This is a genomic window from Actinoplanes lutulentus, assembly GCF_003259845.1.
Lineage (GTDB): Bacteria > Actinomycetota > Actinomycetes > Mycobacteriales > Micromonosporaceae > Actinoplanes > Actinoplanes lutulentus.
In genome coordinates this window covers 127,505-140,532 of sequence record NZ_QLMJ01000009.1, presented here as the reverse complement: position 1 = coordinate 140,532, position 13,028 = coordinate 127,505, and the positions used below count along the sequence as shown (strand labels likewise).

At 69.1% G+C, this 13,028-nt stretch carries 14 protein-coding genes and 1 pseudogene; 10 read left to right on the top strand and 5 right to left on the bottom strand.

Features of this window, described 5'->3' with window-relative positions; genetic code table 11:
- Positions 1 to 93: 93 nt before the first annotated feature.
- The 5 genes and pseudogenes from B0I29_RS20590 to B0I29_RS20570 all read left to right on the top strand — a co-directional run bounded on the left by B0I29_RS20590 (position 94) and on the right by B0I29_RS20570 (position 2,848).
- Positions 94 to 462, top strand: coding sequence for a hypothetical protein (locus B0I29_RS20590; protein WP_111650660.1), 369 nt, complete (start codon positions 94 to 96; stop codon positions 460 to 462).
- Entirely contained in the window at positions 462 to 1,568 is a 1,107-nt protein-coding gene (locus B0I29_RS20585; protein WP_111650659.1) for a hypothetical protein, read from the top strand. The genes B0I29_RS20590 and B0I29_RS20585 overlap by 1 nt, the downstream gene beginning before the upstream one ends.
- Complete coding sequence (locus B0I29_RS20580; protein ID WP_111650658.1) at positions 1,561 to 1,857, top strand: hypothetical protein; 297 nt, start codon at positions 1,561 to 1,563, stop codon at positions 1,855 to 1,857. The genes B0I29_RS20585 and B0I29_RS20580 overlap by 8 nt, the downstream gene beginning before the upstream one ends.
- A 107-nt stretch (positions 1,858 to 1,964) precedes the next feature.
- Positions 1,965 to 2,144, top strand: a pseudogene (locus tag B0I29_RS20575) (YfcE family phosphodiesterase); the annotation flags it as partial.
- Positions 2,141 to 2,848, top strand: a complete 708-nt coding sequence (locus tag B0I29_RS20570) for a siderophore-interacting protein (protein ID WP_146616834.1) — start codon at positions 2,141 to 2,143, stop codon at positions 2,846 to 2,848. The pseudogene B0I29_RS20575 and the gene B0I29_RS20570, both read left to right, overlap by 4 nt.
- 213 nt (positions 2,849 to 3,061) lie before the next feature.
- Here the strand turns inward: B0I29_RS20570 and B0I29_RS20565 are convergent, their stop codons facing one another.
- Positions 3,062 to 3,733 carry an NUDIX hydrolase gene (locus tag B0I29_RS20565; RefSeq protein WP_111650656.1) on the bottom strand — a complete coding sequence of 224 codons (672 nt, stop codon included), beginning with the start codon at positions 3,731 to 3,733 and terminating at the stop codon, positions 3,062 to 3,064.
- Positions 3,734 to 3,795: 62 nt separating this feature from the next.
- Here B0I29_RS20565 and B0I29_RS20560 point away from each other — a divergent pair, with 62 nt between their 5' ends.
- Both B0I29_RS20560 and B0I29_RS20555 read left to right on the top strand, forming a co-directional pair.
- Positions 3,796 to 4,851, top strand: coding sequence for an SPFH domain-containing protein (locus B0I29_RS20560; RefSeq protein ID WP_111650655.1), 1,056 nt, complete (start codon positions 3,796 to 3,798; stop codon positions 4,849 to 4,851).
- A 26-nt stretch (positions 4,852 to 4,877) separates the two neighbouring features.
- On the top strand, positions 4,878 to 5,729 hold the full coding sequence (locus B0I29_RS20555; protein WP_245972644.1) for an NAD(+)/NADH kinase: 852 nt from the start codon (positions 4,878 to 4,880) through the stop codon (positions 5,727 to 5,729).
- A gap of 47 nt (positions 5,730 to 5,776) precedes the next feature.
- On the opposite strand, the gene B0I29_RS20550 is transcribed toward B0I29_RS20555, so the two are convergent.
- From B0I29_RS20550 to B0I29_RS20540, 3 genes are read right to left on the bottom strand one after another with little or no spacing between them, the layout of a single operon-like run.
- On the bottom strand, positions 5,777 to 7,411 hold the full coding sequence (locus B0I29_RS20550; protein ID WP_111650653.1) for a sensor histidine kinase: 1,635 nt from the start codon (positions 7,409 to 7,411) through the stop codon (positions 5,777 to 5,779).
- A gap of 3 nt (positions 7,412 to 7,414) precedes the next feature.
- The gene (locus B0I29_RS20545) at positions 7,415 to 8,611 is read right to left on the bottom strand and encodes a GAF domain-containing protein (protein ID WP_111650652.1); all 1,197 of its coding nucleotides are present in this window, start codon (positions 8,609 to 8,611) and stop codon (positions 7,415 to 7,417) included.
- Positions 8,612 to 8,632: 21 nt separating this feature from the next.
- Positions 8,633 to 10,204 (bottom strand): ABC transporter permease, encoded by a 1,572-nt coding sequence (locus B0I29_RS20540; RefSeq protein WP_111650651.1) that lies wholly within the window; start codon positions 10,202 to 10,204, stop codon positions 8,633 to 8,635.
- A gap of 137 nt (positions 10,205 to 10,341) precedes the next feature.
- Between B0I29_RS20540 and B0I29_RS20535 the strand changes: the two genes are divergently transcribed.
- Entirely contained in the window at positions 10,342 to 11,694 is a 1,353-nt protein-coding gene (locus B0I29_RS20535) for a gluzincin family metallopeptidase (protein ID WP_111650650.1), read from the top strand.
- On the opposite strand, the gene B0I29_RS20530 is transcribed toward B0I29_RS20535, so the two are convergent.
- Positions 11,673 to 11,948: a hypothetical protein gene (locus B0I29_RS20530; protein WP_111650649.1), complete on the bottom strand. Its 276-nt coding sequence runs from the start codon at positions 11,946 to 11,948 to the stop codon at positions 11,673 to 11,675. The two genes, B0I29_RS20535 and B0I29_RS20530, sit on opposite strands and share 22 nt — an antisense overlap.
- 107 nt (positions 11,949 to 12,055) lie before the next feature.
- On the opposite strand from B0I29_RS20530, the gene B0I29_RS20525 reads away from it, so the two are divergent.
- Positions 12,056 to 12,556 carry a GNAT family N-acetyltransferase gene (locus tag B0I29_RS20525; protein WP_111650648.1) on the top strand — a complete coding sequence of 167 codons (501 nt, stop codon included), beginning with the start codon at positions 12,056 to 12,058 and terminating at the stop codon, positions 12,554 to 12,556.
- 28 nt (positions 12,557 to 12,584) lie between these two features.
- Complete coding sequence (locus B0I29_RS20520) at positions 12,585 to 12,971, top strand: VOC family protein (RefSeq protein WP_181557894.1); 387 nt, start codon at positions 12,585 to 12,587, stop codon at positions 12,969 to 12,971.
- The last annotated feature ends 57 nt before the right edge of the window (positions 12,972 to 13,028 follow it).

The window sequence follows — 13,028 nt, the reverse complement described above, 5'->3', positions numbered from 1 at the left end:
TCCCGGTTCATCGATGGCGAATACTTCGCAGATGCCTGGGAACCAGCTCGGGGAAGAGACCCACGGCCAGCTCCACTTGGTACGGTCCGTGCCGTGGCAAGGAAGAGAAACCGCAGACCGAGTACCAGGCAGCACGATACCGCCGCCAGCCGCCCGGAGGCGCCCACCGAGCGCGAGAATCCGTTCGCCGGCGTTCAGCGGACAGGGCTCTGGAACCTGCAAATCCTTGCGGCTGCCCTGAGTATCGCGCTCGGCATCCTCTCCGTCCTCACGATCTCGCAAGGCGGGGTTTCCGGAGTCCGCCTGGTCCCGCACCTGATGTGCGCCGTGGGAGCAGTGTGCGGTGCTGGATTCTTCTTCAGTAAGCCCTATCCCGCGCTGATGCGGTCGCTTCAGATTGCTGCGGCGGCGTTCACTGTCCTTGGAGTCGGTGGCCTGGTGATCGCGGCAGGGTCCGGCTGATGTCCACGCTCAGGGTGGAGCCGTCGGCCTTGACCTCGTACGCGGAACAGGTGAATCGAGCCCGGTCGGACATCCAGACAGTCAGCTCCTACATCACCAAGTGGGCCACGGACGGCACCGGCGGCGAGTATTGGGCATTAGCTCAAGAGAAGAATGCCGAAGCCATGGTGACCATTTCAAGCACGTTCTATCGACTGACGTGCGTTTTGGAGTATTCCGAACCGGAGCTCCAGGCAGCCGCCAGCTACTACCGCGCAACTGATGTCGCAGCGGCGGCGAACCTGGATCGCGCATTACCCGATGCCGTACGAATGTGCCCCACGCCGCTTGAGTACGAGAATGCCGGGATCATCTGTAAACCGGCACTCTTCAGCGACCCCAGGACACCAGAGTCAAACTTGATCCCTCCGCCGGAGGAGCCTGATAGTCCGGTGAACCGGCTGGCGTTCTTGGACTACATCAGCCCCACCTCGTGGATCATGAAAGGTCTGGACACAGTCCTTGGATTCGATCCGATCCAAGAGGTTCAGAACAAGATTGTCGGCGACTGGGAGACGTTCGCCAGGATGCCCTCCGTTCTGAACAGCGCAGCAACAGCTCTGCACGATGTCGCCATCAACACCCAGTCCGGATCCTCGTCTTTGCAGGAGTATTGGCAGGGGAATGCTGGGGATGCCGCATACCGGTACTTCAGTGACCTGTCCTCGGCAATAGACCGTCTGCGTGCTCCCCTCCTGAAAATCGGAGAGGAATACAAGGTTATGGCCAATGCCGTGTGGTCCGCGGGGGACGCCATTGGCGGCATACTCAAGGCCATGTGCGACACCGCCATCATTATGGGAATCGCGGCAGTCGGCGGAACTGTCACCGCGGCCACTGGCGCCGGCGCGGCAATCGGCTATGGCGTTGCAGCGGTCAGTACGGCTGCGGTCCTCCACCAGTGGGGACAGATCACCAAGTACCTCGCCTTGGCCAATACGGCGATCATGACGTTCCGCTCGGCCCTCAATCTCAATCTCAGCGACCTGGACTCGGTCAAGCTCCCCATCATCGGCGGCGGAGCCGGCTACGACCATCCGCTGACCGGAGCAGGCTCCCATGTCTGACGAGATTCTCGACATCGCCCAGGGCGACGCTCGCCTAGCCAACAGGCTCCGCGAGATCCTCGAATCGCTCGCCGATCGCGGAAGCGACCAAATGCGTGAGATGGCCCGCGAGGTACTCGGCGGAAGATCGTTACGGGAGATGGCCGCAAGCAGCGTGTACGGCGATGAAGTCGGCGTGGCGTTCGGCGATTTCTGGGCCAGGTACCAGGAGTTGTCCCCGGTCGAACAGGCCGAGTGGGAAGAGACCGGTCGCACCCATCTTGACGAGAAGACGAACATCGAGCGATGAGCAATGCGAATGCCGGAGCGCAGGTCTTTGAGCATCGCCTGCGGATACAGCTCGACACCTGGCGAGTGCGATCACCGTGCTAGCGTCCACGAGTTGTGGGTCTTGGAATGTTCGGTCACTCGCACATCCCGTGGGGTAGCACCGCGCCGGGCGGGTTGCGCCTGCTCAACCCGGGTTCGCCGACCGACCGGCGGCGGCCGTTCTGCACCTACCTGACAACTACGGCCGCGGGTGGCGCGCTGACGGACGTGACGCTGCACCGGCTGCCGGCGCGAGTGGCCGCGTGAGGCAGGTTCTGCTCACCCGGGTCCGGGCGGTCGCTGACGTCAACGCTCATATGCGTGAGATCGAGCTGGCCGGGCCGGACGTGCCCCGGCTGCGGCCTCGGCCCGGTGCTCACCTGGTGGTTCATGTGCCGGACGGCGACGCGGTGGCGCGGCGGGTCTATTCGATCTGGCGGCATGATCCGCGGGACGCCAGCCTGACGCTTCGGGTCGCGGTGCATCCGGCGGGTGGGCCGGGCTGCGCGTGGGCCCGGGCTGTCGCGGCCGGTGATCGGATCACGGTCGAACCGCCGCGTAGCAAGATCACGCTCGCTGAACAGGCGGCGTTCCACCTCTTTGCCGGGGACGAGACCGGGGCGGTGCCGCTACTGGCGATGCGGGCCGCGCTCCCCCGCGCGGCACCGGTGGCGGGTGTCTTCGCGTCGATCGGTGGGGACGACGAGATGCCGGGCTTCGACGGCGTACCGACGCTGCCGTGGGTTCATCGCGGCGCGACCAGCGCTGTCGGGTCGCGGACGCTGTTGCGCGCGGTGCAGGAGTTGGAGTTGCCGCAGGGCGCGGGAGTCGCCTATCTGGCCGGGGAGAGCGACACCTGCCGGCTGATCCAGCGGCACCTGATCGAGCAGCGGGGCTGGCCTCGGCGTTCCGTGCTGACGCAGCCACAGTGGACCCCGGACCGCCCCGGCTTCGGCGCCGGCCCGGCCTGAGACCCAGCACCACCACAACGGCCCAGCATCACCGCAGAGGACCGGCACCTCCGCAGATCTTGAGCGACTTTGCCCATCGGGAGGTGAACAATCGCTCAAGATCTGGCGGGGCTCGGTCAGGGGTTGAAGGTGTCGCTGTCCACGTCGAGGTCTGCTCGTTCCATCCGGTCAGCATCGCGGACCAGGTTGCGGGGCATTGGGCGTACCCGAGAATCAGCGGGACGGGCGCAGTAAGGGTGGGTGGAGCAGGGTTGCCGGGCCTCGGCGGTAGAGCTGGGCCGGTCTGCCTCGGTCGCGGATGGCCGTGGCGCCCGTGGCTTCGACGAAGCCCTCGGCCGATGTCACCTTGCGGTGGAAGTTGCGGGGGTCGAGGGTGGTCTGCCAGACCGTCTCGTAGACCGTACGCAGCTCCGCGACCGTGAACTCGGGCGAGCAGAACGCGGTGGCCAGGGACGTGTACTCCAGCTTGGCCCGGGCGCGCTCCAGCCCGTCGGCGAGGATCCGGTCGTGGTCGAAGGCGAGGCCGGTGGAGGACGAACGCCACTCCGCCCCGGACGCGTCGCTGCCCGCCACCGGGGCCGGCAGATCCGGCAGCAGCGCGAGGTAGGCGACGGTCACCACCCGGCCACGCGGATCCCGGCCCGGCGTGCCATAGGTGGCCAGCTGTTCCAGGTGGCCGGCCTCGGGATCAAGGCCGGTCTCCTCGCGGAGTTCGCGCCTGGCCGCGGCGTCCAGATCCTCGTCGGGGAGCACGAAGCCGCCCGGCAGCGCCCATTCGCCCTCGAACGGCGGGATGCCGCGCTGCACGAGCAGCACCTGCAGATCACCCGACCGGATCGTCAGCAGTACGAGATCCACTGTGACCGCCGCCATGTTAAGCGTCATGTTGACGATAATAGCGGGCGGCATTATCGTCATGATGACGAGATACAAGCGAAAGGCAGAACATGGCTGACGTGACACGGCGATTCCACCTGCGGCACCTGCGGTCGGCGCCGACAAGCTGGGTCAGTCACACGGTCCGGGGCGCGGCGAAACACGAGGGCACCGGGCTGTCGTTCTGGTACCGGCCGCTGACCGCGGCGCTCTCCGAGGTGCCGGTCGACGACCGGGAGCTGCCGCTGCTGTTCCACGCGCGTACCGAGGACTTCGCGGACGTGACAGTGCAGGCGACCGTGACCTACCGGGTGAGCGACCCGGCCGCGGCAGCGGGCCGGCTCGATTTCTCGATCGACCCCTACCGGGGCACCTGGCGCGGGCAGCCGCTCGACCAGGTCGCCGGGCTCCTCGCCGAGCTGGCGCAGCAGCCCGCGCTCGACCTGCTCGCCCGGCTGCCGCTGGCCGAGGCGCTGACCACCGGTGTCGCGCGGATCCGGCAGTCCGTCGCGGACGCACTCGCCGCCGACCCGCGACTCACCGAGACGGGGGTGTCGGTGGTCAGCGCCCGGGTCGTCGCGATCCGCCCCGAGCCCGACCTGGAGCGGGCGCTGCAGACGCCGACCCGCGAGCAGGTGCAGCAGGACGCGGACCGGGCCACGTACGCACGCCGGGCGCACGCGGTCCAGCAGGAGCAGGCGATCGCCGAGAACGAACTGCAGAGCAAGATCGAACTCGCCCGCCGCGAGCAGGAACTCGTCGAGCAGCACGGCGCCAACACCCGCCGCGAAGCCGAGCTCGACGCCGAGACGCAGCTGGTGGCAGCCCGCGCCGAAGCCGATCGGGAAGAGGTCGCGAGCACCGCGTCAGCCGAGCGACTGCGGCGCCTTGCGGCCTCCGAGGCAGAGGCAGCGTGGGTACGGGATGAGGCCCGCGCCGCCGGAGCCCGAGCTGTCGGCCTGGCCGAGGCGGAGGCGGAAGCGGCGCGCCTGGCCGCGTACCGGGACCTGCCGCCGGCGGTGCTGCAGGCGCTCGCGCTGAAGGAACTGGCCGCGCACGTGCCGGCGATCGGCGAGCTGACCGTGACGCCGGACCTGCTCAGCAAGCTGGTCGGGCGGCTGGGGTGAGCATTCTTCCCCCGAGGGTGGTCGTCGTGTCGCGGCGTAGTGAGCTCGACGAGCTGCTCGCCCGGCACGGCACCCGGGGTGCGGCCGCGTTCTTCCTGCGCCGGCGGGGCCGCGACCTGGACGAGGTGACCGCGCGGCACGAGGCGTTGCAGGACGCGCTGACCCGGGTCGGCGCGGCCGTGCCCACCGACTGGCGGCGCGGTCATGTGGAACGCGCCGACCTGCCCCGCTTCCTGTTCGCACCGGAGGACATCGTGGTCGCCGTCGGCCCGGACGGCCTGGTGGCGAACGTGGCGAAGTACCTGACCGGCCAGCCCGTGATCGGCGTCGACCCGGAGCCCGGACGTAATGCCGGCGTGCTGGTCCGCCACCGGCCGGATGCCGTGGCGGGTCTGTTGCGCGACCGGCCGCCGGGGCAGAGCCGCACCATGGTGGTGGCCAGGCTCGACGACGGTCAGGAGCTGTACGGCCTCAACGAGATCTACGTGGGGCACGCCGGCCACCAGTCGGCGCGCTACATCCTCTCGGACCAGGCGGGCGCCCGGGAACGCCAGTCGTCATCCGGCCTGATCGCCGGAACCGGCACCGGGGCCACCGGGTGGTGCGCCTCGATCGCCAAGGAGCGGGCTGTCGCGCCGGCTGCTCCGTCGCCCGAGGAGCCGGCCCTGTGCTGGTACGTCCGGGAGGCCTGGCCGTCACCGGCGACGGGCGCTTCCCTGGTCGCGGGTGTGCTGGCCGGAGGCGACGAGCTGGAGCTGACCAGCGAGTCGGAGCGCCTGGTGGTGTTCGCCGACGGCCTGGAGTCGGACGCGCTGGAGCTGTCGTGGGGCCAGCGCATCAGCATCGGCGTGGCGACCCGCCGCCTGAACCTGATCTGACGGGTACCGGATCTGGCGGGAACCGGATCTGACGGGAACCGGATCGCTCAGTCGGGCAGGGTGAAGATCACGCGGGTGCCGCCGGTGGGGTTCTCCTCCACGCGGATGGCGCCGCCGTGCCGGTCGACGATGCGCAGGCAGCTGGAGAGTCCGATGCCGTGGCCGCCCGCTGGGGCGTCGTCGAGGCGGGTGAACATCTCGAAGACGCGGTCGCGCTGGGAGGGCGGGATGCCTACGCCGTTGTCGGTGACCGCTATCTGCCACGCCTCTGGTGAACGGGTGGCGGTCACTGTGACGTGGGCCGGACGGTCCGGATGGCGGTATTTGATCGAGTTGGCGATCAGGTTCTGCAGCAGCTGGCGGGCCAGGACCGGGTCGCAGGCCACCACCGGCAGCGGTTTCGGGGCCTCCACGGTCGCGGACGTCTCCTCGACCAGGGACTGGAGGTCGTCCAGCACCTGGTCGACGATGTCGCCGAGGTCGGCGGGTACACGGTGGACCGGGGCGCTGCCGGCCTGGGCGTACTGAAGCAGCGAACCGATCAGGTCGCGCATCCGGGTGACCGCGCGCTGGCAGGCGGCCACCCAGCGCTGGGTTTCGGGGGTCGCCGTCTCTTCGAGCAGCTCCAGGTGGGCGTGCACGGCGGAGAGCGGGGAGACCAGATCGTGGCTGACCGCGCCGGCGAAGTTCGTCAGGTCGGCGTTGGAGCGGCGCAGGTCCTCGTTCGCGGCGGCCAGTTCGCGCCGCGCCGCCTCGATCGCGCGTTGCTGGGCCCGGTCGGTGGTCACGTCGGTCATCGCGACGACCGCGCCCATCGGGGTGCCGTCGCCGGAGATCAGCGCGCGGCCGCTCGCCGTGACGTGCACCGGATCGGCTTCGGGCCGTTTGATGATGATCTCGGCGTTGTCGACGGTGCCCTCGCGCAGGGCGCGCAGCAGCGGGATCTGGGACGGGGGCAGCAGCGTCACGCCGTCGGTGGCGTACAGCTGGTAGCGGTCCGAGAAGTCCTGCGGTTCCAGGGTCGGGTCGGCGTCGAGGCCGTGCCACTCGCGGGCCGCCCGGTTGAAAACGGTCAGGCGACCCGACTGGTCGGCCGCGACCACTGCCACGTCGATCGTCTCCAGCAGCGTGTCGGTCCAGCGCTGGCGGGCTTCGGAGATCAGTGCCAGCTCACGGTTGAGCCGGGCCTGCCGGCGGCGTTCGAACAGGGCCAGGACGATGCCGGACAGGTCCTTGAGGCGGCCGATCTGGCGCGAGTCCAGTGTGCCGGGCTCGTCGTGGAAGACGCAGAGCGAGCCGAGCGCGTACCCGTCCGGGGTGATCAGCGGTGCCGAGCCGTAGAGGCGCACGTCGGCGAGGACGCCGGTCACCCACGGGTTGGCGCGGTAGTGCGGGTCCTTGCTGGCGTCCGGCGTGTACATGAAATCGCCGGCCTCGAACCGGACCGCGCACATCGAGTCGGTGCGTGCCGAGTCGCCGCCCTCGAAACCGACAGTGGTCAGCTGGCACTGGCGGTGCTCGTCGATCAGGTTGAGGGTGGCGGTGGGCACGTTCGCGACGGCGGCCGCGACCCGGACCACCGCTTCCAGTTCGTCGTCGGCCGGCGAGTCGAGCAGACGGTACTCGTGCAGCGCGGCGAGCCTGCGTATCTCCCGCTCCTGGTCCGGCACGACGAGGTCCACCCCTCACCTATCGGCAGCCTCAGCGGGGATCTGACCCCCATGCGCGCCATCGGCGGCCGCGGCGCTGAGCAGGGACTCGATCAGATTCTGCATCCGTTCCACCTCGCGAGTGGCCGGTTCGACGGACAATCCGGCCTCGTCGGCGAGCAGCTCCAGGTATCCGCCGACCGCGGCGAGCGGGGAGACCAGGTCGTGGCTGACCGCGGCGGCGAAATTCGTCAGGTCGGCGTTGGAGCGCAGCAGCTCGGCGTTCGCGGCGGCAAGCCGGGACCGGGCCTCTTCGATCAGCCGTTTGCGGGTGGCCTCGGCCGTCACGTCCTGCAGGGCCACAACGGCGCCGGTGATCGCGCCGGCCGCGTCGTACAGGGCGCGGGCGTTCGCGCGTACCGTCGCCGGGCCGGTCTTCGGCCGGCGCAGGATCATCTCCTTGGCGGTGACCGGGCCGTTGCCGGCGAGGGCGACCATCAGCGGCACCTCGTCGTCGGGGATCAGGGTGTGCCCGTCCGGCTCGAACAGCTGGTAGCGCTCGGCGATGCCGACCGGTGCGGCGCCCAGGTCGACGTCCGGGTCGTGGCTCAGCCGGGCCGCTCGGTTGTACAGGGTCGCCTGGAACTCGGTGTCGATCGCGACGACTGCCACGTCGATGCCGTCGAGCAGCGCCTCGGCCCACTCCTTGCGGGCCTCGGTGATGGCTGCGAACTCGGCGGTCACCCGGGTCTGCCGGCGGCGCTCGAAGAACGCGACGATCACCGCGGCCAGGTCTTCGAGCCGAGCGGCCTGCTCGGCGCTGAGCTCATGCGGCTCGGTGTCGAAGACGCAGAGGGTGCCGAGGATGTGCCCGTGCGGTGTGATCAGCGGGGCGTTCGCATAGAAGCGGATCAGGCCGAGCTCGCCGGTCACCCACGGATTGTTCCGGTACGCCGGATCGAGGCTGGCGTCCGGAAGATTCACCGGCTGTCCGGTGCCGAGCCGGATCGCGCACATCGAGTCGTCCCGGTCGCAGTCACGTCCGGTGAAACCGACAGTGGTCAGCATGACCTGACGATGCTCGTCGATCAGATTGAGTGTCGCGGTGGGTACGCCGGCCACGGCAGCGGCGATCCGCACGACGGCCCGCAGTTCCTCCTGCGGCGGTGTGTCGAACAGCCGGTACTCATGCAGCGCGGCGAGCCTGCCCGACTCCTGTTCCGCCCCGTTCACCCCGACAGTATCGCCACTTTTTCAGTACCCCACGTCCCTCCGCCGAAAGCCGGCGAAACCGGCCGCGACGAGAACGGCGACGATCACGGCGAGGGTGACGATCGGGCCGGCGGTGACCGCGTCCAGCGGCGCGGCCGGCACGTGCGCGAACGGTGAGGCCTGCTGCGACCAGTCCGGCAGCCGGAACGAGTCGGCGAACAACGCGACGACCGCGCAGTAACCGAGCGCGACCCAGCCGGCGGCCGCGGCGGCCCGCGCCAGCCAGCCGAAACCGAGCACGGCGACGGCAATGATCGCCCAGACGGCGGGCAGATAGACCAGGGCCGCCCCGGCCATCCGGATCGCCTGGCCCGGCTCATCCACGGTCATCCCGTACGCCAGGCCCTCGCCGAAACCCGCCGTGACCAGGACCAGCGCGCTGCCGGCCAGTGCCACGCCGACGTGGCTCGCCAGCCAGGCGGCGCGGCCGGTCGAGGCGGCGAGCACGACCTCGGCGCGGCCGGCCGTCTCCTCGGCGCGGGCACGCAGCGTCGCGGAAACCCCGAACGCTGCCGCCAGCAGCGCGCACAGCGTCAGGCTCAGCGCCAGGTACGCGTCGACGACATCCGCCGCCCCGCCGGGCAGATAGGCGGCGACCTCCGGGTTGTCGGCGATGTACTGCTCGATGCTGTCGCCGATCGAACCGTAGGCGGCGCCGAGCAGTCCGACGCCGGCCGTCCAGCCGATCACCGTGCCCCGGTGCAGGCGCCAGGCCAGCCCCGACGGGCCGCGCAGCGCCCTGGACGCGCGCGGGCGGCCGAGCCTCGGGCGGATCAGGCCGGCGCCGACATCGCGTCGATCCAGAGTCTTGTGGGCCGCCAGTGTGAGGGCGCTGAGCGTACCCAAGATCAATAAGAGTGGCCACCAACGGCCTGGACCGAAAGGGAAGGTCCGCTGGCCCCAGCCGATCGGGGAAACCCAGGCCAGGGCGGGGTTGCCGGCGTCGCCGGCGGCGCGGAGAGCGTAGCTCGCGCCGATGATCGATCCGGTGAGGCCGTAGACGCCGCGGGTGTGTTCGAAGATCTGCGCGGCGAGGGCGGTGACCGCCGCGAAGACCAGGCCGACGCCGGCGAGGGCGAGAGCGGTCAGTGCGGAGCCGGTCTTGTCGAGGCCCGTCCCCGCGGTGGCGGCGAAGACGACGACGGCGACCGCCGTGTTCGCGATCGCTGCCAGGGCGAGCGCCGCGTAGAGCGGAGAATGGCGGCTCACCTGGGCGGACCGGATCAGCTCGGCGCGGCCGGCTTCCTCGTCGGCACGGGTGTGCCGGCCGACCAGGAACATGTTCATCAGCGCCACGATGATCGCGGCGAACGCGAACATCTCGAAGACGATCTCGTTGCCGATGGTGCCGAGGAGTTCGGGTGGACCGCTCATCGCGATCACCGCGGTGTTGCCGCCGAGCGTGGCACGGAGCTGGGCGAGCTTTTCCGGGGTGTCGTAGAGGCTCTGGCTCTGCGTCGACTGGATCAGGAAGAGCAGCCCCACTCCGGCGATCCACAGTGGCAGGGCGCGTCGTTCCAGTCGCAGATTGAAAGCGATCAGTACGCCGGTCATATCCGCATGCTCCTCCCCCATGCGGCGTGGTGGCCTCGGCGGAACGGGTGCTCCTTCAGGTGGTTCATGGACAGCTGCGTTGACTTGGATCTGGGGCGGGTCTACCGCTGAAGGTCACACCTCCAGGAGGTACTCCCATGTCAGTCGCACTCGACCGCAGGCTTGCCGAGACCGGCACCCGGTTCCGGATCTTCCCGCAGCCCCGATTCCTCACCAAGGCCGACGGTTCGCCGCTCTTCCCGGAGCCGGAGACCGTGACGGTCGCCCCGTCGCCGGGCGCTGTCGAACGAGGACCCGCCGACGACCGGATGTTCGTCGTCGACGCGATCGGCAAGCTGCCGTACAACCAGTTCTTCCGGCCTCCGTACTCCGGTGCGGCCCGGGACGCGGTGGAGCCCGGTCCGGACGGTCACTTCGATCACCTCGACCCGGCCAGCCGGGAGTTCTCGGCGGCCACCATGTACGCCACGGTGCGGCGCGTCCTGGACATCTGGGAGGACTACTTCGGGCGTACCATTCAATGGCATTTCGAATCTGATTTCGCCCGGCTCGAACTGATTCCGTTGATCGAGTGGAACAACGCCCAGTCCGGGTACGGCTTCCTCGAATTCGGGTTCGGCCGGACGCCGACCGGCACGATCGACCACAGCCGCCCGTTCTGCGAGAACTTCGACGTGCTCTCCCACGAATTGGGGCACAGCCTCATCTTCGCCGAGGTCGGCATCCCGGCCAGCCCGGCTGACGAGGGCATCGATTACGGCGGCATGCACGAGTCTGCCGGTGACCTGGTCGCGATCGTGGCGTCGCTGCATTTCCATTCGGTCGTCGACATGCTGCTGGAGAACACCAAGGGCAATCTGCTCACCATCAACGGCCTGGACCGGGTCGGTGAGCTGTCGGACAGCAGGCAGATCCGGATCGCGTTCAACGCCCTGCGCATGTCGGACGTGAACGACGAACCGCACGACCGGTCGATGCCGCTGACCGGCGCCATCTTCGACACGATGGTCGAGTTCTTCCAGCAGGACCTGGTGAACAAGAAGCTGATCACCGACGACCTGCGGAACCGCTCGACGAACCTGCCCGGCACCGCGCACGACCTGGACCAGATCCAGACCGATTTCGCGGCGGCCTATGCGGGCAACGAGGCCGCGTTCAAAGAATCGCTGCTGCTGGCCCGCGACTATCTGGGCCGGCTGCTCGCCACCACCTGGTCGGACATCTCCCCGGATTTCCTGACCTATCACGGGATCCTGCGGGCCATCCTCGACGCCGACCGCACGCTGACCGGCGGCGCGAACGCCGCCATCATCCGGTCGTGTTTCGCCTGGCGGGAGATCGCGCCGGTGCCGGCGTCGATGTTGATGCGCCAGCACACGCTGACGTCGTGCGGGCTGGACACCGCGGCATCAGCGGCCGCCGGCCCGGCTGACGGATTTTCGGCGATGATCCCGACGCCGCGGAGCAGTTACCAGAATTTGCGCCGGTAGTGACCGTGGTGACGGTAGTGCCCGTGGTGCCGATAGTGGCCGTGATGGCCGTAGGCACCCGGGTGCCCGTAACCGGGGTGGCCGTAGCCGGGGTGGCCGTAGCCGGGCTGGCCGTAGCCGTGGCCTTGGCTTCTCGCGATGCGGTGGTTCACGTCGCGGAGGAGGGCGTCGACGGCCGGGTTGTGCCTTTTCTGTGAGGCGCGGTGAAGCTTGGATGCCACCATCGAGAGCACGAAACGCTTCACGAAGCCCATCGGGGATGCTCCTTCTTTGTTTCTTCGGATCCTCAACGGTACGGGGTGATGTCCAGCCTGACCTGTATGTTTGCTGTGCGGTCGTTGAGTCTCCTTAGAGTGACGGGATGAAGATCCGACCCGCCGTCGTCGCGGACGCTGATGCTCTCGCCGAGGTGCACGTGCTCGGCTGGCAGGCCGCCTATCGCGGGATGATGCCGCAGGAATATCTCGACGGGCTGTCGGTGGCCGATCGTGCCGATGGGTGGCGGAACTGGCTCACCACCATTCAGCCACCGCAGGCGATCCTGGTCCTCGACCCCGGGGTTGCGGGGTTTGTGACGGTCGGCGCTGATGACGAGGAGCCTGGGGTCGGGCGGGTCTATGCGATCTATGTGCGGCCGGGGTCGTGGGGGCAGGGACGCGGGCAGGCGCTGATGGCGGCCGGGGTGCGGCAGTTGGCGTTGCCCGGGTTGGGGTTCAGCGAGGCGACGCTGTGGGTGCTGGAGGCGAATGTGCGGGCGCGGCGCTTCTACGAGGCCGCGGGGTGGTTCGCCGATGGCGGGATGTTGGTGGACGAGTCGCGGGGTTTCCCGCTGGAGGAGATCCGTTATCGGCGGCGGTTGTGAGCCGGCGGGGGCGGTCGCGGTGGCGGTCGTGAGCCGCCGGGGGCGGCCGCATCACATCGAGTTGTGGCTCGACGACGACGGCTCGTGGCCGTGGTTGCTGGAGCGGCTCGGGTATGTCCTGGAGAGCAGCTGGGCTTCCGGTGGCAGCTGGGTGCTCGGTGACGTTTACATCGTGCTTGAGTCCGGGCCGGATCATGTTCGTGGCCGGCACGAGCGGCTGCGTAGCGGGCTCAATCATGTGGCGTTCTGGGCGGGCAGCCGGGCCGAGGTCGACGCGGTCGTCGGTGAGGCCGGGCGGCACGGGTGGACGCTGATGTTCGCGGACCGGCATCCACATGCCGGCGGGCCGGATGTTTATGCCGCCTATTTGGAGAACGCGGCCGGTTTCGAGGTCGAGCTGGTCGCGGAGGACTAATCGGCGTCGTCGGTCAATGCCACCACCGTTCACCTCACCGCCCCTGGGGGGAATGGT

Coding starts and splice junctions, on each gene's coding strand:
- B0I29_RS20565 (WP_111650656.1), bottom strand. CDS start 3,733: ATGACGCTTAACATGGCGGCGGTCACAGTGGATCTCGTACTGCTGACG.
- B0I29_RS20585 (WP_111650659.1), top strand. CDS start 462: ATGTCCACGCTCAGGGTGGAGCCGTCGGCCTTGACCTCGTACGCGGAA.
- B0I29_RS20525 (WP_111650648.1), top strand. CDS start 12,056: ATGAAGATCCGACCCGCCGTCGTCGCGGACGCTGATGCTCTCGCCGAG.
- B0I29_RS20535 (WP_111650650.1), top strand. CDS start 10,342: ATGTCAGTCGCACTCGACCGCAGGCTTGCCGAGACCGGCACCCGGTTC.
- B0I29_RS20580 (WP_111650658.1), top strand. CDS start 1,561: ATGTCTGACGAGATTCTCGACATCGCCCAGGGCGACGCTCGCCTAGCC.
- B0I29_RS20560 (WP_111650655.1), top strand. CDS start 3,796: ATGGCTGACGTGACACGGCGATTCCACCTGCGGCACCTGCGGTCGGCG.
- B0I29_RS20540 (WP_111650651.1), bottom strand. CDS start 10,204: ATGACCGGCGTACTGATCGCTTTCAATCTGCGACTGGAACGACGCGCC.
- B0I29_RS20530 (WP_111650649.1), bottom strand. CDS start 11,948: ATGGGCTTCGTGAAGCGTTTCGTGCTCTCGATGGTGGCATCCAAGCTT.